Origin of the sequence: Rhodococcus sp. MS16, from assembly GCF_013277795.1 — a bacterium.
GTDB lineage: Bacteria > Actinomycetota > Actinomycetes > Mycobacteriales > Mycobacteriaceae > Rhodococcus_F > Rhodococcus_F globerula.
Window position 1 is genome coordinate 160,942 of the sequence record NZ_VBTM01000006.1, and the last position, 22,710, is coordinate 183,651.

Consider the following 22,710-nt stretch of genomic DNA (forward strand, 5'->3'; position numbering starts at 1 on the left):
GCCTTGCCGCAAGCCCCCCAGTCGGCTATATATTGAAAGTGGAAGCGCGCGCCTACTGACGCTGACGGCCTATCCTGGAATGGTGCCAACCAGTGACAGTCGCCTCGACGCCCTTACCGAGCTCCTGTCCGGGCGCCGACTCGCAATTTTGACCGGCGCGGGCATCTCCACCGACTCCGGAATCCCCGACTACCGCGGGCCCGATTCCCCGCCGCGCAATCCGATGACTTTCCAGCAGTTCATCGGCGATTCCGCGTTCCGGCGCCACTACTGGGCGCGCAACCACATCGGCTGGCGGTACATGGACAGCTCCCGGCCAAACCAGGGCCACCGGGCGGTGGCGACGCTGGAGCGCAGTGGCCGAGCCGTCGGAGTCATCACCCAGAACGTCGACCTCCTGCACACCAAGGCCGGAGCCCGCAATGTCATCGACCTACACGGCACGTACGCACAGGTTCGCTGCCTGAACTGTCAGCGTTTGATCTCGCGGACAACACTGGCCGAACAACTCGAGGAAGCCAACCCAGGATTCGCCGAAACTGTTGCTGCGGCAAAGGGAGTCGAGATAGCACCGGACGCAGATGCGGTCATCGAGTCGACCGCGCATTTCCGCGTTGTCGACTGCGGCGCGTGCGGCGGAATTCTCAAGCCCGACATCGTGTACTTCGGTGAGTCCGTCCCCAAGGAACGAGTTGCCCGCGCGTACAACCTGGTCGACGAAGCCGACGCCGTACTGGTTGCCGGTTCGTCGTTGACCGTCATGTCGGGACTACGGTTCGTCCGCTACGCCGCGAAAGCGGGAAAGCCCGTTGCGATAGTCAATCGTGGACTCACCCGCGGTGACGAATTAGCCGCCCTCAAACTCGACATCGGTTGCACCGAAGCACTTTCCGCTCTCGCGGCGAGCGAAAGCTACAGCGCTACCAAGTCATCGGCGTGAACAACCGGACGCTGCATATCCGCCGGCAGATCCGCGGTGGAGCGTCCGAGGATTTCCTCGATCTCCGACGCATCGAACGCGACAACACCACGGGCAACGGGCTTCTCCCCCGGCCCCATCAACGACACCACGTCGCCGGCATGGAAATCACCTGAGACACCGACGATTCCGGCAGACAACAAGCTACGACGCTTTGTGACGACCGCCCGAACTGCGCCTTCATCGAGATGCACGTCGCCCTGTGTATCTGCGGCATGACGCACCCAGAACCTGCGGGCCGAGAGCCTGGTGGGCCGCGCGGCAAACGCGGTTCCCACATCGGCGCCACTCAAGGCCGCAGCCGCGTCGGACGCAGCCGCAAGCAGAACGGGCACACCGGAATCGGCGGCCAAACGGGCAGCTGAGAGCTTGGACGCCATGCCGCCTGTACCCAGCGCGCCACCCGAACCAGCCACGACGCCGTCAAGATCCTCGGGGCTGTTGACCTCGGGAATCAGTGTGGCACTACCCTTCCGGGGATCACCGTCGTACAGACCGTCGACATCCGACAGGAGAATCAGCGCGTCTGCTCCGACGAGGTGAGCCACCAATGCGGCCAGTCGATCGTTGTCACCGAAACGGAGTTCTGTTGTTGCGACAGTGTCGTTTTCGTTGACGATCGCCACCGCGTGCAATGCCCGAAGTCGATCGAGGGTGCGCTGAGCGTTGCGGTGTTGTGTCCGCCGAGCGATGTCGTCAGCGGTGAGCAGAACCTGCCCCACGGTTCGCCCGTAGCGCGCAAAGGACGTACCCCAGGCGTGGGCCAGCGCCAATTGTCCGACGCTGGCTGCCGCCTGCTTTGTTGCGAGGTCGCGAGGTCGTTTGGTGAGCCCCAGTGGAGCCAGTCCGGCGCCCACGGCACCGGAGGACACCACAACGACGTCCGAACCCGCACGCATGCGAGCTTCGATGGCGTCGGCTAGCAGATCCAGCCGATGGGTATCGAGGCCCGCAACCAAACTGGTCAGTGCGGACGACCCGATCTTCACGACAATACTGTGAGCCGACGCAATCGACTCCCTGGTGGAACCGAGCACAGTCCCGTTCCCTCGCTTCTGGTTTCGCGTGTGTTAGCTGTCTTCGTCGAGCAAACCGCGGCGAACGCGTCGAGCGTGCTTACGCTCGTCGGCGCCAATGCGCTCGACCTGATCGAGTCGCGGATCGGTACCGCGGCCCGTACGGGTCAAGTCGATGCCGGCCGGAGTCATCGGCTCCCACTCGAAGCTGACGTCACCGATCGTGACCGATGCCCCGGGCTGTGCGCCCTTCTTGACCAGTGCATCTTCGACGCCCAACCGTGCGAGACGGTCGGCAAGGTAGCCAACGGCTTCGTCGTTGTCGAAGGCCGTCTGACGGATCCACCGCTCCGGACGCGTACCGCGGACGACAAATCCACCGGGAATATCGGGATCCTTCTCGATGGTGAAGCTGGAATCCTTGACCTTGATCGGCCTGATGACCTGACGCTTCGGCTCCGGCTTGGGGTTAGCCTCCTGGTAGTCGCGCACCATCTTCGCCAACGCGAATGTCAACGGGCGCAAACCTTCACGGCTCACGGCCGAAATCGTGAATACCGGCCATCCGCGGGCTTCGATCTCCGGTGTGACCATCTCGGCCAACTCCGCAGCCTCAGGCACGTCCGCCTTGTTGAGGATGACGACGCGCGGGCGCTTGTCGAGGTCACCGAGTCCCGAGTCGCCGGACAGCGCGGGCGTGTACGCGGCCAGTTCCGCTTCGAGGGCGTCGATGTCGGACATCGGATCGCGTCCCGGATCCAGAGTTGCGCAGTCGATCACGTGCGCGAGTACGGCGCAGCGCTCGATGTGGCGCAGGAAGTCCAGTCCCAAACCGCGGCCTTCGCTGGCACCGGGGATCAGTCCGGGAACGTCTGCGACGGTGAACGTGGTCTCACCACTGGAGACGACACCGAGGTTGGGGACCAGTGTCGTGAACGGGTAGTCCGCGATCTTCGGCTTGGCTGCCGAGAGGACGGAAACCAGTGAAGACTTACCGGCGGAGGGGAATCCGAGCAGACCCACGTCGGCAACCGACTTGAGCTCGAGAACCAGATCACGCTCGACGCCGTCTTCACCGAGCAACGCGAAGCCGGGGGCCTTGCGGGCCTTCGAGGCCAATGCCGCGTTGCCGAGTCCACCACGTCCGCCTTGAGCGGCGTCGTAGCGGCTACCAACGCCGACGAGGTCAGCCAGGACATTGCCGTCTGTGTCGAGCACGACGGTGCCGTCCGGAACCTTCAGGATGAGATCTTCGCCGTTGGCACCTTCACGGTTGCTGCCGGCACCCTGCTTGCCGTTGGTGGCCTTCGCATTGGGATGGAAGTGGAAGTCGAGGAGAGTGTGGATGTTCTCGTCGACGACGAGAACGACGTCGCCGCCGCGTCCGCCGTTCGCGCCGTCCGGGCCGCCGAGCGGTTTGAACTTCTCGCGGTGTACGGAGGCGCAACCATTGCCGCCTTTTCCAGCGCTGACGTGCAGCACAACACGGTCAATGAATCGGGACATGACTGCCGGATCCTTCCTCAGTCAATTGCGGGTCTCACGCGATGAGCTGAACTTCTGGTGAGCAGGGTTGCTCGGGGGGTAATAGGTACTGCTTAAACAAACAATAGGGGCGGACCGGGTTATTTCAACCCTGGTCCGCCCCTATTGGGAGCTTGGAACGCGTCACGGCCTCACTGAAAACAGCAGCACCTGTGACACACAACTAGCGAGAGAGACTAGACCTCAGCCGCAACGACGGCCGGAACGATGTTCACGGTCTTGCGTCCACGCTTCTGGCCGAACTCGACTGCACCGGCAGCGAGAGCGAACAGGGTGTCGTCGCCGCCACGGCCGACGTTGACGCCGGGGTGGAAGTGCGTGCCGCGCTGGCGAACCAGGATTTCGCCTGCGCTGACGGACTGGCCGCCGAAGCGCTTCACGCCGAGGCGCTGGGCGTTTGAATCGCGACCGTTACGGGAGCTGGATGCACCCTTCTTATGTGCCATGCTATTGACCCTCCTCGGGTGAAATTAGCTAGAAAGAACTTAGTTACTTGATGCCCGTGACCTTGAGCACCGTAAGCGGCTGCCTGTGGCCCTGACGCTTGTGGTAACCGGTCTTGTTCTTGAACTTGTGGATGCGGATCTTCGGGCCCTTGGTGTGCTCGACGATCTCACTGGTGACTGCGACCTTGGCCAGCTTGGCCGTGTCGGTGGTCAGGTCAGATCCGTCAACCACGAGAACGGGAGCAAGCGAGACAGCAGTGCCGGGCTCACCCTCGATCTTCTCGACCTTGACGAGGTCACCAACAGCGACCTTGTACTGCTTTCCGCCGGTCTTGACGATCGCGTACGTTGCCATCGGAGGGCTACCCCTTGCTTCTTCGAACTTGCTCGCGCTGCTGCCTGAGGCGTCAAATGCATCGCGACTGGTCTGGTTTATGTCACCTCGGCTCGATGCTGATGCATCGGGACATTCCCGCACTCTAGGCACACGGAATCTCTACCGCCGGGTGGCGACTATGCAAGGTTACGGGAAAGCAACCGTCATGGTCAAACCGCCCCGCCGAGGGGTGAAACGATCCTGCATTTACTGCGTCTACCAGCAGAAACTTCGGGTCATGGCTTCGGCGCCCGCCACAGCGGGTCGGGCACCGAAGCCAATTTCCGAAAGGAGGTAGTTCTTACTCGCCGTCAACCGGCGGACCGGCCGGACGGGCTGCTGCTCGGCGTCGACGCGGCCTCTTGACCACAACGACGTCGTCTTCGACCGGCGCCGCTGCGCCGGCAGCAACAGGCTCCGCTACGGCTTCCGCCACAGGTTCGGGCGTCGGCAGGACAAAGACCGTGCCGACCTCGGGTGCCTCGACACTGGGCGCTGCCGCCGCCCGAGACGCCCTGCGACTGCGACGACGACTCCGCGGAGCGGTCTCAACTGCTGCGGCATCACCAGCGCTATCTGCCTGCGCCGCAACACCATCCACAGCAACATCAGTAGCCCGGCCAGAATCGGCAGCGGACGAATCCGCGGCCACCGGCGTCGGCTCGGCACTTTTGGATGCATCTACCTCTTCCGGCACAGCGCTCTGCTCGTCGTGACTGTGGTCGTCGTGATGTGCAGCCATCGCCAATGCCACGGGATGTGCCCGCTTGACTGTCGCGTCGACCGCCGGAACCTCCGGCGTCGGCGCTTCGTGTCCGTTGGACTCTGCGGCGGCCGGCTTGTCCGAGCGGCCACGCTTGTTCTTGCGTGAGCTTCCGGATTCGCTGCGCTGCTGCGAGGACCGTGCACCGCCGTCGTCAGCGGTCTTCATCTCGACCGGTTCGGAATGGACGATGATGCCGCGACCGTGGCAGTGCTCACAGGTTGTCGAGAAGGCCTCGACCAGCCCGGTGCCCAGCTTCTTACGGGTCATCTGGACCAAACCGAGCGACGTGACCTCGGATACCTGGTGACGCGTGCGATCACGGCCCAGGCATTCGGTCAGTCGACGCAGGACTAGATCGCGATTCGATTCGAGAACCATGTCGATGAAGTCGACGACGATCATTCCGCCGATGTCGCGCAAGCGCATCTGACGAACGATCTCCTCGGCAGCTTCGAGGTTGTTGCGCGTCACGGTCTCTTCGAGGTTGCCGCCGGCGCCGGTGAACTTGCCGGTATTGACGTCGACGACAGTCATGGCCTCGGTGCGGTCGATCACCAGCGTGCCGCCGGACGGCAGCCACACCTTGCGATCGAGAGCCTTGGCCAACTGCTCGTCGATGCGACGGGCCTGGAAAATGTCGATGCCGTTGTTCGGCGTGTACTTCTCGAGGCGCGGCAGGAGATCCGGAGCGACGGAGTTGATGTAGTTCTCCACCGTGCCGTGAGCCTTGTCGCCCTCGATGACCAGCTTGGAGAAATCCTCGTTGAACAGGTCACGAATAACCTTGACCAGCATGTCCGGCTCTTCGTACAGCGCCTGCGGGCTGCCCGACTTTCCGGAGTCCGCCGCGGCGGCCTGGTCTTCGATTCCCGCCCACTGAGCCTGCAGACGAGTGACGTCGCGCGCCAACTCCTCTTCGCTGACACCTTCGGACGCCGTGCGGATGATCACGCCGGCGTCGGCCGGAACGATGTCGCGCAGGATTTCCTTGAGACGCTTGCGCTCGGTGTCTGGCAGCTTGCGGCTGATACCGGTGGACGAACCACCGGGCACGTAGACGAGGAAACGTCCGGCCAGAGAGATCTGCGTGGTCAGACGGGCACCCTTGTGTCCGACCGGATCCTTGCTGACCTGCACCAGAACCTGATCGCCCGGCTTGAGAGCCTGCTCGATCTTGCGGGAATTGCCGCCGAGACCGGCAGCTTCCCAGTTGACCTCACCGGCGTACAGCACACCGTTGCGTCCACGTCCGATGTCGATGAACGCGGCTTCCATGCTGGGCAGCACGTTCTGGACGCGGCCCAAGTACACGTTGCCCACCATCGACGCGGCGGCCGAGTTGGTGACGAAGTGCTCGACGAGGACGCCGTCTTCGAGGACTGCGACCTGCGTCGTTGCGTGCGGCTGACCGCTGTCGGCGCGATCGCGTACAACCATCACGCGATCAACGGCCTCGCGGCGGGCCAGGAACTCGGACTCGGTCAGGATCGGCGGACGACGACGCCCCGCATCACGCCCGTCGCGGCGACGCTGACGCTTGGCTTCGAGTCGCGTGGAGCCACTGATTCCCTGAACCTCGTCGCGCACGACACGCGTCTTGCTTCGCGGTTCGCGCTCGTGAACGACCGTGTTGGGCGGGTCGTCCTCGGACGTCGTTGTGGCATCGGCTCCGCTGTCGGAGCCGGTCTTACGACGACGGCGACGACGGCGACGACGGTTGTTGCCGTCCGCATCGAGGTCGGAATCTTCGCTGCTCTCGGACTCGGCGTCGCTCTCGGCTTCGTCGGCCTTGGCCGCGACATCCGTCGACGTGCTCTTGGCTGCATCAGGAGCCGACTCGGAGGTCGATTCGTCCGATTCGGACTCGTCCTCATTCTGTTCGCCTGCCTGCTCACCGCGCCCACGGCCACGGCCACGGCGTCCTCGGCGACGACGACGCGGCTGGTCGTCATCTTCCTCGTCGGATTCAGCCTCGGCGTTCTCGCCCTCAGCCTGCGGTGCGGTGACGGTCTCCGGGGTCTGCCTGGTTTCGACTCCAGCTGCTTCGACTGCCGCTGCCTCGACGACAGCTGTTTCGGCCGGTGCGCTCTCGGTCTCGACCGGTGCGCTCGACTTCTCCTCGACCACCGGTGCTGCCGGTTCACGACGAGCCCGACGACGACGCGGCGCAACCTCGACCGCTTCCATGTCAGGCTGCAGGAAGAGCGGGACCTGAGCCGGTGCCTGCTCCGCTTCGGGTGCGTGAGTCTGCGCTGCTTCGAAGGACGTGAAGAGATCCGACTGCTCGGGCTCGCTAACCTGCAACGCTGCGGCCGCATCAAGATCTGCGGCGATCTCGGCAACGGCGGGGTCAACCACAGCAGGTTCAACCACAGCGGGCTCAACCACTGCCGGCTCTTCTGCGACAACCTTCTTGCGTGAACGACGCGCACGGGCCGGCTTTTCCGCAACGGACGGAGCCTCAGGCGTCTCGACAGGCTTCTCGACAGGCTTCTCGACAACGGGGTCGATCAGAGCGTCGAGTTCTGCAGCTACCGGCTCGATGGCATCGGCAACAGCATGCAGAGACGCATGGATGCGCTCGGCGACATCACGGTGCACGCTCGACTGAGCGCTGCGAATCTCGGTTCCGAGCGCAGCAGCCTCCGCGAGGACCTGCTTGCTGGTGATTCCCAGCAACTTAGCCAGCGCATGTACGCGCATCTTGTCCGGAAAGACCGGAGTTTCGTTCGATTCTGAATCTGTTGGGGCTTGATCGGCCACGTAAGTCTCCTCAGCCCCCGGGCGCGTCCAACTCTGCAATCGAGTTGTCACGCGGCCACGCAGGGGCGCGCTGTGTGTACTCGCACTCAGAAGTGAGTGCGAGATTGTAAGGTCTCGCTCCGCATGGTCCGTAGTGCCCGTTATTCACTGCGTACACATGAAGTGCCTGGCTGGATGGCTGTTGTCCGTGAGGTTCGTGGCCCGAGCGCCTGATCATCCAGCGTGCAAAGGTCCAGGGATTTCCTGTTGACCGATAGCAGCGATGAAAGGGCATCGAGCGCAATGTCACGTCGAACCTGGTGTCACATCGAAACTTGGGTGTCATCCGGTTGAACACACGTAGAACAAAAATTGCGCTTCAACCAATAGCAGTATCCCACACCGATGCGCCCGTTACTTGCAAGGGCGCACCAATGTGGGACAAGTACTGCTCGGGGAAACGCGTCGAAGAGTCAGATGGACGACAGAGCCGGGAACCACAGCGCGATCTCACGCTCGGCAGATTCGACGGAATCGCTTCCGTGCACCAGGTTCTGCTGCGATTCGAGACCGAAGTCGCCACGAATCGTGCCCGGTAGCGCCTTCTCGACGGGGTCGGTACCGCCGGCGAGCTGACGGAATGCGGCGATGGCGCGAGGGCCTTCGAGCACTACGGCAACCAGCGGACCGGACGTGATGAACTCCAACAAGCTCGGGTAGAACGGACGCTCGGCGTGCTCCGCATAGTGGCTACCAGCCACGTCTTCGGAAGCGGTGCGAAGGTCGAGTGCTGCGATGGTCAGGCCTTTGCGCTCGATACGACTCAGGATTTCTCCCACGTATCCACGGGCAACGGCGTCGGGCTTGATCAGTACGAGGGTGCGCTCAGTCACGTCGGCCAGCCTAAATGGTCAGTCGCGCTGACCCGGAAGCAGGCCCTCATCCATCCGTCGCGCGATGTCCTTACGCAGGTAGACCAGGTACGCCCACACCAAGGCAAAGACGATTCCCATGATGCCGATGGAGTAGTGAACGAAGAACCCGAGGATCAGCAGGACCTGCAGAGCAATGTTGTACTTCATCGCCCACGGACGTCCCTGGATACCGCAGCCCAGGATCATCAACACTGCCAAGCCCAGAATGTACGTACCGGAGAACCAGTTCAGTCCGTCGCCGACAACCTGCACGACGGGGATCGTCAGCAGGACAACGATCACCTCGAGAATCAGGGTTCCCGACGCAATTCCGCGGAAACCCTTCCACGGATCCTTGGTCGGCGCGCCGAACTGAGATCGCCCGGACTCCGGGTTCGATTCTGACGGGGTACTCACGCTGGGTCCTTTCCGAACAATGTGCGGGCCGCGCCGGCTGTCACGACGGATCCGGTGACCACAACACCTGCCCCGGATACTGCTTCGCCTGGTTCGGCTACTTGTTCCGCAATTTCGATGGCCGTCTCCAAGGCGTCCACCAACTGCGGAGCGACGACCACCCGCTCGTCGCCGAACTTGGCGACGGCGATGTTCGCGAGTTCCTCGACGTCCATCGCGCGCGGTGAACCGTTATGCGTCACCACGATCTCGTCGAAGACGGACTCGAACGCGGTCATGATCGCGTCGACGTCCTTGTCCTTCATGACGCTGACAACTCCGACGAGCTTGCGGAAGTCGAACTCGGCCGCCAGCGCCGCCGCGAGTGCGCGCGCTCCGTCCGGATTGTGTGCCGCGTCGAGGAAAACCGTCGGCGCACTCCGAACTCGTTCGAGGCGACCAGGATTGACGACGGAGGAAAAACCGGCGCGAATGGCGTCCTGATCGAGTTGCCGATCGGGCCCCGCCCCGAAGAAGGCTTCGACGGCTGCCAGGGCTAGTGCCGCATTTCGCGCTTGGTGCTCACCGTGGAGCGGCAGGAAGATCTCGGTGTAGACGCCGCTGAGTCCTTGAAGTTCGAGCTGTTGTCCGCCGACGGCGATCTGGCGGCCAAGCACCTTGAACTCGGAACCTTCGCGGGCCACCGCAGCGTCGACCTCGACGGCGCGGCGCAGCAGCACCTCCATGACCTCGGGGGTCTGCTCGGCAATGATCGCGACAGTGTCGACCGGCACCAGGCTCTCGCGGCCCTTCTTGATGATCCCGGCCTTTTCCTCCGCGATTCCCGCGAGGTCGTTGCCCAGGTACTCGGCGTGATCGAGGCTGATCGGGGTGATGACCGCAACCTGGCCGTCGATGACGTTGGTGGCATCCCATCGTCCACCCAATCCGACCTCGACAACAGCCACATCGACGGGTGCTTCCGCAAACGCGGCGTACGCCATCGCGGTAAGCACCTCGAACTTGCTCATGGCCGGTCCCCCGGCGGCTTCGGACTGCTGATCGATCATCTGCACGTACGGTTCGATCTCGCGGAACGTGTCCACGTACAGACGCGGCGAGATCGGCGCCCCGTCGATGCTGATCCGCTCGGTCGCGATCTGCAGGTGCGGACTGGTGGTCCGGCCAGTGCGGCGATGCAGCGCGGTCATGAGCGAGTCGATCATCCGGGTCACCGAGGTCTTGCCGTTGGTTCCGGTGACGTGCACGGACGGATAGTTGTGCTGCGGCGAGCCGAGCACATCCATGAGGGCCTCGATGCGCGTGAGTGACGGCTCCATCTTGGTTTCCGGCCACCGCTTGTCGAGTTCTGCCTCGACCAGCGCCAACTCGGCGATGTCGACCGGAGTCGGCACCGAACTGATCGGCGGGAAACCGGACTCCCCGAATTCCGGAGGTTCTACCGAGCTCACTTGTCGCCCAACTCCTTCAAACGGTTGGTGATGCGCTCGATCTCTTCGACGGCGATCTGACGGCGCGTCTTGATCTTGTCGACGACGGCGTCGGGAGCCTTCGCGAGGAAGGCTTCGTTGGCGAGCTTGTTGTCTGCGGTGACCAGTTCCTTCTGTGCCGCCGTCAGGTCCTTCTCTAGTCGCTTCTTCTCGGCGCCCAGGTCAATGGTGCCCGAGGTGTCGATGTCGACCGTGACGGTGCCCTTGCTCAGGCGCACCTCCACCGAGATGGAGGCGGTGAAGCCTTCTTCGGGTTCGGTGAGCTTGGCGAGGGCCTGCACATACGCAAACTGGCCGTCGAGGCCGGCTTCGGAAAGGCCGGACGCGCGCGCCGGAACCTTCTGAGAAGGCTTGAGGCCCTGATCATTTCGGAAGCGGCGAACCTCGGTGATCAAACGCTGGGTGTCCTCGATGCGAGTAGCAGCATCAGCGTCGACGGCATTGCCGGACTGAGTCGGCCACTCGGCAACAACAACCGATTCACCGCCCGTGAGGACCTTCCACAAGGTCTCCGTCACAAACGGGATAACCGGGTGCAGCAGGCGCAGCAATGCGTCGAGCACGTTGCCGAGCACCGCGCGGGTGTTGGCGGCGACGGTGTCGTCGGCGGCAAACTGAACCTTCGCCAATTCGAGGTACCAGTCACAGACCTCGTCCCACGCGAAGTGGAACAGGCCTTCGCACGCCTTGCTGAACTCGTAGCGATCGAACGCCGAATCGGCCTCGGCTGCAACGGTATCCAGGCGATCGAGAATCCACCGGTCGGCGTCGGTAAGCTCACTGCGCGCCGGCAGCGGTGCCGGTGCAGCGCCATTCATGAGTGCAAACTTGGTGGCATTGAACAGCTTTGTAGCGAAGTTGCGCGAGGACTGTGCGGAATCCTCACCGACGGAGAGGTCACTGCCGGGGTTTGCACCGCGGGCGAGCGTGAACCGCAGGGCGTCGGCACCGAAACGCTCGACCCAATCCAGCGGGTCGATACCGTTGCCACGCGACTTCGACATCTTCTTGCCGAACTGGTCACGGACCAACCCGTGCAGGAACACGTCCTTGAACGGAACTTGCGGGCCCGTTTTGCCGGCTCCGGCAGTGATCGACTCGTCTTCGGAGACATACGTGCCGAACATCATCATGCGAGCAACCCAGAAGAACAGGATGTCGTAACCCGTCACCAAAACGCTCGTGGGGTAGAACTTTTCGAGTTCGGCGGTGCTCTCCGGCCATCCCATGGTCGAGAAGGGCCACAGACCGGACGAGAACCACGTGTCGAGAACGTCAGGGTCCTGGACCCAGCCTTCTGGTGCCGTCTCGTCAGGACCGAAGCTGGCAACTTCACCCTCGGGGCCGTACCAGACGGGGATGCGGTGACCCCACCACAGCTGACGCGAGATGCACCAGTCGTGCATGTTGTCGACCCAGTCGAACCAACGTGGCTCCTGGCTGGCCGGATGAATGACGGTATCGCCGTTACGGACTGCGTCACCGGCAGCCTTGGCTAGGCTTTCGACCTTGACCCACCACTGCAGCGACAGGCGCGGCTCGATGGCTTCACCACTGCGCTCGGAGTGTCCGACGCTGTGCAGGTACGGGCGCTTCTCGGCGACGACGCGCCCCTGCTCGGCAAGAGCTTCGCGAACCTTGACGCGCGCTTCGAAGCGGTCCATGCCGTCGAATTGTGTTCCGGTGTCGGCGATCTTGCCGGTCTTGTCCATGATGGTGGGCATGGGCAGGTTGTGCCGCACGCCCATCTCGAAGTCATTGGGGTCGTGAGCCGGCGTGATCTTGACTGCGCCGGTTCCGAACTCGGGGTCGACGTAGTCGTCCGCGATGATCGGGATCTGACGGCCCGTGAACGGGTGCTCGAGCGTGGTTCCGAGCAGGTGCTTGTAGCGCTCGTCGTCGGGATGAACCGCCACCGCGGTATCACCGAGCATCGTCTCCACACGGGTAGTGGCGACAATCACGTGCGGCTCGCTGTCGTCCAGTGAACCGTAGCGAAGGGAAACGAGCTCACCTTCGACGTCCTCGAACTTGACCTCGATGTCGGAGATCGCGGTCTGCAGCACGGGCGACCAGTTGACCAGACGCTCGGCGCGGTAGATCAGGCCCTCGTCGAACATGCGCTTGAACACGGTCTGCACCGCACGCGAGAGGTTCTCGTCCATCGTGAAGCGCTCGCGGCTCCAGTCGACACCGTCACCGATGCGGCGCATCTGGCCGCCGATGGTGCCACCGGATTCGCGCTTCCACTCCCAGACCTTTTCGATGAAGGCTTCGCGGCCCAGGTCTTCCTTCTTGGTGCCCTCTGCTGCCAGCTGCTTCTCGACGACGGACTGCGTTGCGATACCGGCGTGGTCCATGCCCGGCAGCCACAGAACTTCGAAGCCCTGCATCCGCTTGCGGCGGCTCAGCACATCCATGAGGGTGTGATCGAGCGCATGGCCCATGTGCAGGCTGCCGGTCACGTTCGGCGGCGGAAGCACGATCGAGTATCCGGGCTTGTCGCTGGTGGCGTCGGCGCGGAAGTAACCCGCATCCACCCAGCCCTGATACAAATCAGCCTCTACAGCACTGGGGTCCCAGCTTTTGGGGAGGGCGTCGGCGGGGGTCTGCGGGTTCTCTGGAGCTGCACTGGTCACGCCTTGATCCTAATGACTCCCCCGTCCAGCGTGAATTTGCACCTCTTACCGCCGCAACTGAGGCTTCGTAAATCAGTAGACGTCACGTACGTAGCGTTTCTCCGCTGCCAGTGCCTTGACGTATGCCTCGGCGCTACGGGGTGCAAGCTTTCCGTATTGTGCGACCACACCGCTCAAGGCGCCGTCGACATCCTTGGCCATCCGCTCCGCGTCACCACACACGTAGAAGTGTGCGCCGTTCTGCAGCCACTCCCACAGCAGCGCACCCCGCTCACGCATTCGGTCCTGGACGTAAATCTTCTCCGATTGGTCCCGGGAGAACGCGACGTCGAGTTCTGTGAGGAATCCGTCTCTGCGGAGCTCTTCGATTTCTTCGCGGTAGTAGAAGTCGGTAGCGGCGTGCTGTTCCCCGAAGAACAGCCAGTTCGGTCCGGTATGCCCCAATGCTCGCCGTTCGTGCAGGAACGCTCGGAAGGGCGCGATGCCAGTGCCCGGCCCCACCATGATCATGGGAGCCGCAGGATCCGACGGCGGCCGGAAATGACTGGATTTTTGCACGTAGATGCCGATGTCGTCACTACCGGCGTAATCGGCCAGGTACGTCGAGCACACCCCGCGCCGCGGGACGCCCACAACGTTGTACCGGACGGCGGAGACAGTCAGCTGCACCTCGTTGGGATTCTCCTTCGGGCTCGACGAAATCGAATACAGCCGCGGTTGAAGAGGTTTGAGCACACCGAGCCAGTCGTCGACGGAAGCCCGAACCGGAGACTGGGCCAACACGTCGACGGATTGCCTGCCCCACGACCAATCCTTGAGCACGGCCTTGTTCTCCGGCTTCAGCAGTTCCGCCAGGTCAGTGTCCCGGGTTCGCTGATGCACGAATCGGAGTAGATCACTGTTGACGCGCGTGATCTCGAGGCGTTCGGAGAGCGCGGTACGCAGCGTCATCGCGCCGTACTCCCCCAGTTCGACTGTGCTCTCGCCGTCGAGACCGGAAACCGAGAGCCACTCGTCCACGATCGGAGTGCTGTTGCGGGGCCAGACACCCAGTGCGTCGCCGGCCTCGTAACTGACGGTGCCCTCCGGCAGATGAAAGCCCAACTGGCGCACATCTTTTGTCGAACCCGGGCGATTGAGAACAACATTTCGGGTCAGGCTGGTGATCAGTGGAGATTTCTTGCTGTACTGGCGCGAACTGTCCGGCGGTGAACTCACACGAGACGATCCGACCACAACGGGGCTGGGCTGATCTCCTACTGCAGTCACGTCCCCCACTGCAGTCGCGACTGCGTCCAACCAACCGGCAGCATCGTCCTCGTAGTCCGGTTCACAATCGACACGATCGACGATGCGGGTTGCGCCGAGTTCCGCGAGCCGAGCGTCGAGTTTGCGCCCGTGACCACAGAAGTCGTCGTAGTTGGAGTCACCGAAAGCGATGACGGAATAGCGGGTCCCGGCTAGCGAAGGCGCTTCGTCCCCGGTCAACGCGTCCCACAATCCGCTGCCGTTGTCCGGCGGATCTCCGTCGCCGGTCGTGCTGGTGATCAGCAGCAGTTCACGAGTGTCCGCAAGATCGGCGACCGAGAACTCATCCATCCCGTATACCCGCACCGGCAAGCCGACTCCCCCCAACCGAGTCGCACAGGCTGCGGCAAATTCCTCGGCGTTGCCGGTTTGCGACGCCCAGAGCACAACGATCTGTTCCCGCTGCGCGTCGGGCTTCGGGGGGCCACCCGAAACGAGAGATCGTGAGTACAAGCCGGCCAGGACACCGTCGACCCACATCCGCTTGCCCGAATCGAAGGGCGCAGTCGGTGGCAAGGTCGGAACCCCAGGCGTACGGTCGGCATCCGATCGCAGCGCGGCGAGAAGTCCGGCGAGATACTGCTGTTCGAGTGGATCGAATGCTGGTGCAGGCGCATCGGTTTGACCGAAGACATCAGCGAGAACGTCGACCCTCGACACGTGCGTTGTCCTCTCGACGGGAGTAGCTTCCGGCGCTCTGACGGCGACCTTGGTCAAGGTGACAGCGCAGGCCTTGAACTCCGGTTGCTGCGACGCCGGATCGATTGCATCGTTGGTGACGGCGTTGATGGTCAGGTATTCACCGAATGCGTCGTTCCAGTGAAATGGCGCAAAGCAGTTCCCCGGGCGCACCCGGTCGGTGACCAGAGCGGGCAGCACCGCGCGGCCGCGGCGTGAGGCAACCTCGATCGCGTCCTTGTCGGCGATACCGAACCGAGCGGCGTCGTCGGGATGCATTTCGACAAATGGGCCGGGGTTGAGTTTGTTGAGTTTGGCGACCTTGCCGGTTTTGGTCATGGTGTGCCACTGATGTGCCAGACGTCCGGTGTTGAGCAGGAACGGGTAGTCGTCGTCGGGCATTTCGGCGGGCAGCATGTGTGGCCGGGCGAAGAACGACGCGCGGCCACTGGCGGTAGGGAACGCGAGGCGCGGAGTACTGCCGTCGTCCCGGACAAGCAATTGCTGACTGACACCGTCATTGAGGTATCGAATGGGGTGGCGGTCCTGATCACTGTTAGGTGGGCAGGGCCACTGGATCGAGTTCTTGCGGAGGCGCTCGTACGTCACGCCCCTCAGGTCGTAACCGGTCTTCGGATTCCAGAACTGCTTGATCTCCTCGAACACGTCCTCTGCACACGTATAGGTGAATGCGTCGGCATAACCCATCTCGCACGCGATCCTGGCGATGATCTGCCAATCCGGTAATGCTTGGCCGACCGGGTCCAACGCCTGCTGAAAGAGCGTCAGGTTGCGTTCGGAGTTGATCATCACTCCGTCGGATTCGGTCCACAACGACGCCGGGAGCAGAACGTCGGCGTATTCGTTCGTTTCGGTGCCGAGGAATGCGTCCTGTGCGATGACAAGCTCAGCTTGCTCCAGGCCGGCGAGCACCGTCTTTCGATTGGCCACCGTTGCAACGGGATTGGTGCAGATAATCCAGCACGCCTTGATCTCTCCGGCCGCCATCCGGGTGAACATGTCGATGGTTCCACCGCCGACGTCCGTGCGCAGCGACCCGTGTGGGATGCCCCACCGGTCCTCGACGAATTCACGGTCGCCGTCGAACATCACCGCACGCTGACCAGGCAAACCTGGCCCCATGTATCCCATTTCGCGGCCACCCATGGCGTTCGGCTGACCGGTCAGCGAGAACGGGCCACTACCGGTTTTGCAGATCGCGCCGGTGGCGAGATGCAGGTTGCAGATGGCGTTGGTGTTCCACGTTCCGTGGGTACTCTGATTCAAACCCATTGTCCAGCAGCTCATCCAGTTGCCGGCCTCACCGATGAACCGGGCGGCGGCGCGGATGTCCGCCTCGGGAATACCGGTGATCTCAGCGACCTTGTCCGGCGTGTACTCCGCGAGGAAGCTGGGCATGACCTCCCAGCCTTCGGTGAACTCGGCGATGAACTCGGGATCGGTGCGACCGTCCTCGACCAGGAGGTGCAGCAGTCCGTTGAGCAGCGCAAGATCCGTGCCTGGTGCAATCTGAAGAAACAGGTCTGCCTTGTCGGCAGTGGCGTTGCGTCGAGGGTCGACGACGATCAATGTCGCGCCCGCCTTGACGCGTTCCATCATCCGCAGGAACAGGATCGGATGGCAGTCCGCCATGTTCGCGCCGATCACGAAGAACACATCTGCGTGTTCGAAGTCCTGGTAGGAACCGGGCGGTCCGTCGGCGCCCAGGGACTGCTTGTAACCGGTGCCGGCACTGGCCATGCACAGCCGAGAATTGGATTCGATCTGATTGGTTCCGATGAATCCCTTGGCCAGTTTGTTCGACAGGTACTGGGCTTCGAGGGACATCTGCCCCGACACGTACAACGCAACGGCATCCGGGCCATGCTCGTCGACCATCGCGCGCAGACGGTTCGCCGTCTCGGTGATCACAGCATCGATGTCCGCTGCCTCGATCGCACCGCCGCGACTGGGCCGTAGGTATGCGGACTCCATGCGCCCAGGTCCGGCCAACATGTCCGCAGTTGTGCTGCCCTTGGTGCACAACCGCCCGAAATTCGTGGGGTGAGTCTTCAGACCCGACGACTGTGCCGCTTTCCTACGTCCCGTTTCCGGATCGGTGATGATGTCGAGCACCAGACCGCAACCCACTCCGCAGTATGCGCAGAGTGTGTCGACACTAGTGGTTCCGAGCTGAGTAGTACCGAGTTGAGCGCCCATCGTTCCTTGCATCCCTTCGACCGAGAATCAAGGTCGATATTGATCATCGGATGCCGATGTTTCGGGCCTTCGTGTCCGACGTTGCGGGTCAATCACTCTTTCCTCACGGCGACGTTTGCCGCGATGTGAGGCGCCGACAGTCCTGATCAGCCGAGTATCTCCGGCAGGGAGACGTCCTCACCCAGGATGTGCTCGGACAGGAAAGCGATCACCACCTCGTACCAAATCTTGGTGTGCGTCGGTTTGAGGACCCAGTGGTTCTCGTCCGGGAAGTAGAGGAACCGATGATCGGTCTTTCCGTCAGCGTCGGCAGGCAATCCGGACTCCGCAAGAAGTTCGTACCAAAGGCGCAGCCCCTCACCGATCGGAACGCGGTAGTCCTTGTCGCCGTGAATCACCAACATCGGGGTGTTGATATCCGCCACGTAGAGGTGCGGTGAGTTGTCGACGGCCATTTCCGGTGACATTTCCCGTTGCCAATACCACGCCGAATCCGTCGTCGGACCGAATTGATCCAGCGCCCACAGGCTCGCGTGGGTGACAATCGCGTCGAACCTGTCGGTATGGCCGGCAATCCAATTCGCCATGTAGCCACCGAATGAACCGCCCATTGCGCCGGTGCGGTTCGGATCGATCTCGGGAAGTGCCACGGCGGCGTCGGTCACAGCCATCAAGTCGGTGAAGGGAGCTTTGCCCCACTGGCCCCACCCCCGCTGCACGAAGTCCTGGCCGTATCCCGTGGACAAGGCCGGGTCCGGCAACAGCACCGCGTACCCCTTTGCCACCAACAGCCAGGGGTTCCACCGCCACGACCACGTGTTCCACGAATTCAACGGACCACCGTGCACCCACAACAACAACGGCACCGGCGCATGAGCAGCAGCACCGGTCGGCAACGCCAACCAACTCCGAACCTGTGTCCCGTCCTGCGCCCTGGCGCTGATCTCCGTCAGGGTGCCGGGCAGTTCCGGCAACGCGTCAGGCCCGCGCAACGGCAATACCTCACCCGAGCGAAGAGCAATACGCACCACGTGCGGCGGAGCCTCGTACGATGCGCGCAGCGCGTAGAGGAACTCACCCTCCGCAGACACTCGAATGTCGGTGTAGGCGGCAGCATCCTTGGTCAGCCGCACAGGCTGACCCCACAGATCGATGGTGAAGACGGGCCCGCGACCGCCATCGTCGGCAGTGACGACCAAGCCCGATCCGTCCGAGAGCCACGCGAGCGACGTCGGCCAGCGATCCCAGCCGTCGGCAACAGCGGTTACGGCGCCCGTTCGGAAATCGTAGAGCCCCAAGGACACTCGTGGCGCATGATCCGGAGTTGTGAGAGTTTCGCGAATGAACGCGACGCGAGTGCCGTCCGGAGATACGGACGGACTGTGCACGTCGGCCTCGGCATCGTCCACCAGTGTGGCTCGATCCCCACTCACCGTGTCGATCCGCACGATGGTCGAGCGACGGGCAGCGCCGGAATCTCCCACGGCCCACGTGGACACGACAAACAAACCGTCAGCGCTGATCGACATCGAACCCTCGCGCAGTGCCGCACCGGCGCTCGGTGTCACGTCGCGCAGAACAACAGCACCCTCCGAATCGGATTCCCCGACAACAAGATGCGGTTGATCCGGCCCCAGATCGTGATCCCAGTGCCGCACCGGATAACCGGTGTGGAGCATCGCCGTGACCTTGCCGTCCTTGCGGGCCGCGCGGATCTCGTCGTCGTGCTCCAGCCCACGCGCCGACGCCATCACCGGGGTGTGCGCAACAAAGGTCGGGGCCGACCGCGCGGCCGTCACCGAAGACACGCCGCTGCCGCGACGGCACACCACGCTCGCCTCACCACCGTCGGCAGGTAACCGCCACAGTGCCGGTTGCGGCGAGTCCTCCCCCGGCACGGAACGTGTTGCGGTGAAGAGGATGTCGCCGTCGAAAGCAAACGTGGCACCGGACTCGCTGGTTGTGCCCCAGGTCAATCGCCTGGCCTGCCGACGGCCTTGCGGATCGAATTCCCACAGCGACGATACGTATTCGGTACCGGTGTCGTCGAGAACCGCGCGCCCACAGATCAGCCTCGATCCGTCCACCGAGAGTGCCAGACCCGACAGTCTCGGCAAGGCGATGTAATCGTCCAACTCGTCGAACGGCGTACCGCCGTGCAGTTCAGGCAACATCACTTCGGCCCCCGCAACATCGGATAGACGGTAGGTCCTCCATCAGGTATCACGATTTCATCGGTCACTACGAACCCGAAACGGTTGTAGTACGGGATGTTCTCCTTCTTACTGGATTCGAGATAAGCCGGTATCCGATCGCGATCGCACCGATCGAGCCTCGAGTTCAGCAGCGCCTTGCCGTACCCGCCGCCGCGCGCCTGCGCTCCGGTACCAATGGTGGCGAGATACCAGTGCGGCGTCTGTGGGTGAGCCTTCTCGAGGACCCCACCCACTTCGGCACCCACCATCATGCGGGTTCCCAATGCGCGCACCACCGCCGGAAAACTGATCACGGACTCCCACGTCGACTGCTTCCATCGCCCCGGCGGATCCCAGAGTGCCGCTCCCCCGATCACGCCGTTCTCGTCGACCGCTACTTCCGACCCACCTCCGGCCAGGTGGTGATAGCGAACTTCGGCGGCAAACAAACGTGCCAACCGCGCGCGGCGAGATTCCTCGTCGGGCAGTATCCACACCATCAGCGGGTCATCCTCGAACGCGTCTGCGAGGACTTCTGCAAGTGCTGGAATATCTGCGGTTTCAGCCGGCCGCACGTTCACACCCATCGTGCGAGCGTACCGGCAAGGCGCCGCGACACACATTTCCGCTTTCATGGCATACCCGTCGCATTCGGGAGAGTATGGAGGCATGACGCGCAAGGGCCCCATCAAGGACATCGACGAATCCGACCTCGAGGTCACGCACCCGAAGGATTACGCCGCGGGCGTTCCCGCTGTCCTCGTCTCGTTGCAACGTGGTGTCGAACAGATGGGCGCTCTCCGGACCGCGCGCACCTTGGCCAGGCTCAATCAACGCCACGGTTTCGACTGCCCCGGTTGCGCGTGGCCCGAAACTCCAGGTCACCGCAAGCCTGCCGAGTTCTGCGAGAACGGCGCAAAGGCCGTTGCCGAGGAAGCGACTCTGCGCACCGTCACACCGGAGTTCTTCGCCGAGCACTCGATCGCGGAACTCGACGGCAAGACCGACTTCTGGCTCGGTCAGCAAGGACGTCTGACGCACCCGATGGTGCTCACTCCCGGTGCGACGCACTACCAACCCATCGATTGGGAAGGCGCCTACGCGCTGATCGCCGATCACCTGACTTCCCTCACCTCCCCTGACGAAGCCGTGTTCTACACGTCCGGTCGCACCTCCAACGAGGCCGCGTTCCTGTACCAGTTGATGATTCGCAGCTACGGCACGAACAACATGCCGGACTGCTCGAATATGTGTCACGAATCATCGGGCAGCGCCCTCACCGCGTCGATCGGCATCGGCAAGGGCTCCGTGACGGTTCCCGACCTCGAGAACGCCGACCTCATACTCATCGCCGGGCAAAACCCGGGCACCAATCACCCTCGAATGCTCTCGACACTCGAGAAGGCAAAAGGCAACGGCGCCAAGATCATCGCAGTCAACCCGCTTCCCGAGGCCGGACTGCGACGCTTCAAGGATCCGCAGAAGGTCTCCGGCGTGGTCGGTCACGGTGTCGACATCGCGGACGAATTCCTGCAGATTCGTCTCGGCGGCGACATGGCGTTGTTCCAGGGACTCGGCAGACTTCTCCTCGAGGAAGAGGACCGCAACCCGGGCACGGTCGTCGACCGCGCATTCGTCGACACGTACTGCGCGGGCTGGGACGACTACGAAAAGAACGTTCGCGCTGTTGATCTCGACACCGTTCTCGAAGCAACCGGGCTGACGATGGCGCAACTGACCGAAACAGCGTCGGCCCTCGCTCGTTCCGAACGCACCGTCATCTGCTGGGCGATGGGTCTGACTCAGCAGGCACACGGAGTCGCGACCATCGAGGAAGCCGTCAATCTCCTGCTGATGCGCGGAATGATGGGCAAGCCAGGCGCCGGTGTCTGCCCCGTTCGCGGGCACTCCAATGTCCAGGGCGATCGCACGATGGGCATCTGGGAAAAGATGCCGGAAGAATTCCTGGCCGCTCTCGACACCGAGTTCAAGATCACGGCGCCGCGAAAGCACGGCTGGGACACCGTCGACGCGATCCGGGCCATGAACGCAGGCAAGGCAAGCTTCTTCATGGCGATGGGCGGCAACTTCATCCAGGCCAGTCCCGATACCGCGGCCACCGAAACCGCGCTGCGCCAATGCGAACTCACCGTTCAGGTCTCCACCAAACTGAACCGCAGCCACGTTGTCCACGGGCAAACCGCGATCATCCTCCCCACCTTGGGCCGCACCGACCTCGACGTCCAAGCCGGCGGCAAACAGCTGGTATCCGTGGAGGATTCCATGTCGATGGTGCACCTCTCGCGCGGGCGACTGAACCCGGTCAGCCCATACCTGCGCAGTGAAGTCGCCATCATCTGCCAACTCGCCCGCGAACTCCTCGGCAGTGATCACTCCGTACGCTGGTCCGCCTTCGAGGGAAACTACGACCTGATCCGCGACTCCATCTCACGCGTCGTGCCGGGCTGCGAGAACTACAACACCCGCGTCCGCCAACCCGACGGATTCCAATTGCCACACCCGCCGCGCGATTCGCGCGAATTCCACACGCACACCGGCAAAGCCAACTTCGGCGTCAACGAACTGAAGTGGCTGCCCACCCCTAGCGGCCGATTGATTCTGCAGACCATGCGAAGCCACGACCAGTACAACACCACGATCTACGGCCTCGACGATCGTTACCGCGGGATCAAGGGCGGCCGCAAGGTCATTCTCGTCAACGCCGACGACATCACCGCACTCGGATTCCGCGACGGCGATCTCGTCGACATCGTGTCCGAGTGGACAACACCTGACGGCACACTGGAAGAGCGGCGGGTCACGGAATTCCGCATCGTCTCCTACGACACGCCGCGTGGCAATGCTGCGGCGTACTACCCGGAGACAAATCCGCTCGTTCCCCTCGAACACGTTGCAGCCAAGTCGAACACGCCGGTCTCGAAGGCCGTCACCGTTCGACTCGAAGCATCAGGCGCATGA

14 protein-coding genes are annotated in these 22,710 nt (G+C 63.0%); 2 read left to right on the forward strand and 12 right to left on the reverse strand.

Features of this window, described 5'->3' with window-relative positions:
• Positions 1-79: 79 nt before the first annotated feature.
• Entirely contained in the window at positions 80-940 is an 861-nt protein-coding gene (locus FEZ60_RS18575; protein WP_045066941.1) for an NAD-dependent protein deacetylase, read from the forward strand.
• Here FEZ60_RS18575 and proB read toward each other — a convergent pair.
• From proB to FEZ60_RS18635, 12 genes are all read right to left on the reverse strand, one after another.
• Positions 913-2,016, reverse strand: coding sequence for a glutamate 5-kinase (gene proB / locus FEZ60_RS18580; protein ID WP_033232894.1), 1,104 nt, complete (start codon positions 2,014-2,016; stop codon positions 913-915). The genes FEZ60_RS18575 and proB overlap by 28 nt on opposite strands.
• 33 nt (positions 2,017-2,049) lie before the next feature.
• On the reverse strand, positions 2,050-3,501 hold the full coding sequence (gene obgE, locus FEZ60_RS18585; protein ID WP_033232892.1) for a GTPase ObgE: 1,452 nt from the start codon (positions 3,499-3,501) through the stop codon (positions 2,050-2,052).
• A gap of 215 nt (positions 3,502-3,716) precedes the next feature.
• The gene (gene rpmA / locus FEZ60_RS18590) at positions 3,717-3,986 is read right to left on the reverse strand and encodes a 50S ribosomal protein L27 (RefSeq protein ID WP_003944532.1); all 270 of its coding nucleotides are present in this window, start codon (positions 3,984-3,986) and stop codon (positions 3,717-3,719) included.
• A 43-nt stretch (positions 3,987-4,029) separates the two neighbouring features.
• Positions 4,030-4,341: a 50S ribosomal protein L21 gene (gene rplU / locus FEZ60_RS18595; protein ID WP_033232889.1), complete on the reverse strand. Its 312-nt coding sequence runs from the start codon at positions 4,339-4,341 to the stop codon at positions 4,030-4,032.
• 322 nt (positions 4,342-4,663) lie between these two features.
• Complete coding sequence (locus FEZ60_RS18600; RefSeq protein ID WP_172936707.1) at positions 4,664-7,891, reverse strand: translation initiation factor IF-2 N-terminal domain-containing protein; 3,228 nt, start codon at positions 7,889-7,891, stop codon at positions 4,664-4,666.
• 452 nt (positions 7,892-8,343) lie between these two features.
• Entirely contained in the window at positions 8,344-8,763 is a 420-nt protein-coding gene (gene ndk, locus FEZ60_RS18605) for a nucleoside-diphosphate kinase (protein WP_045066939.1), read from the reverse strand.
• Between the two features lie 18 nt (positions 8,764-8,781).
• Complete coding sequence (locus tag FEZ60_RS18610; RefSeq protein WP_033232883.1) at positions 8,782-9,201, reverse strand: DUF4233 domain-containing protein; 420 nt, start codon at positions 9,199-9,201, stop codon at positions 8,782-8,784.
• Positions 9,198-10,604 carry a folylpolyglutamate synthase/dihydrofolate synthase family protein gene (locus tag FEZ60_RS18615; protein ID WP_033233167.1) on the reverse strand — a complete coding sequence of 469 codons (1,407 nt, stop codon included), beginning with the start codon at positions 10,602-10,604 and terminating at the stop codon, positions 9,198-9,200. The genes FEZ60_RS18610 and FEZ60_RS18615 overlap by 4 nt, the downstream gene beginning before the upstream one ends.
• Before the next feature lie 44 nt (positions 10,605-10,648).
• Positions 10,649-13,330, reverse strand: coding sequence for a valine--tRNA ligase (locus FEZ60_RS18620; protein ID WP_095885900.1), 2,682 nt, complete (start codon positions 13,328-13,330; stop codon positions 10,649-10,651).
• Positions 13,331-13,402: 72 nt separating this feature from the next.
• Complete coding sequence (locus FEZ60_RS18625; RefSeq protein WP_172936708.1) at positions 13,403-17,536, reverse strand: bifunctional nitrate reductase/sulfite reductase flavoprotein subunit alpha; 4,134 nt, start codon at positions 17,534-17,536, stop codon at positions 13,403-13,405.
• 146 nt (positions 17,537-17,682) lie between these two features.
• A complete protein-coding gene (locus tag FEZ60_RS18630) occupies positions 17,683-19,710 on the reverse strand; it encodes a S9 family peptidase (RefSeq protein WP_033232878.1) in 2,028 nt (675 codons plus the stop codon).
• On the reverse strand, positions 19,710-20,318 hold the full coding sequence (locus FEZ60_RS18635; protein ID WP_172936709.1) for a GNAT family N-acetyltransferase: 609 nt from the start codon (positions 20,316-20,318) through the stop codon (positions 19,710-19,712). The genes FEZ60_RS18630 and FEZ60_RS18635 overlap by 1 nt, the downstream gene beginning before the upstream one ends.
• An 82-nt stretch (positions 20,319-20,400) precedes the next feature.
• Between FEZ60_RS18635 and FEZ60_RS18640 the strand changes: the two genes are divergently transcribed.
• Positions 20,401-22,710, forward strand: a complete 2,310-nt coding sequence (locus FEZ60_RS18640; protein WP_172936710.1) for an FdhF/YdeP family oxidoreductase — start codon at positions 20,401-20,403, stop codon at positions 22,708-22,710.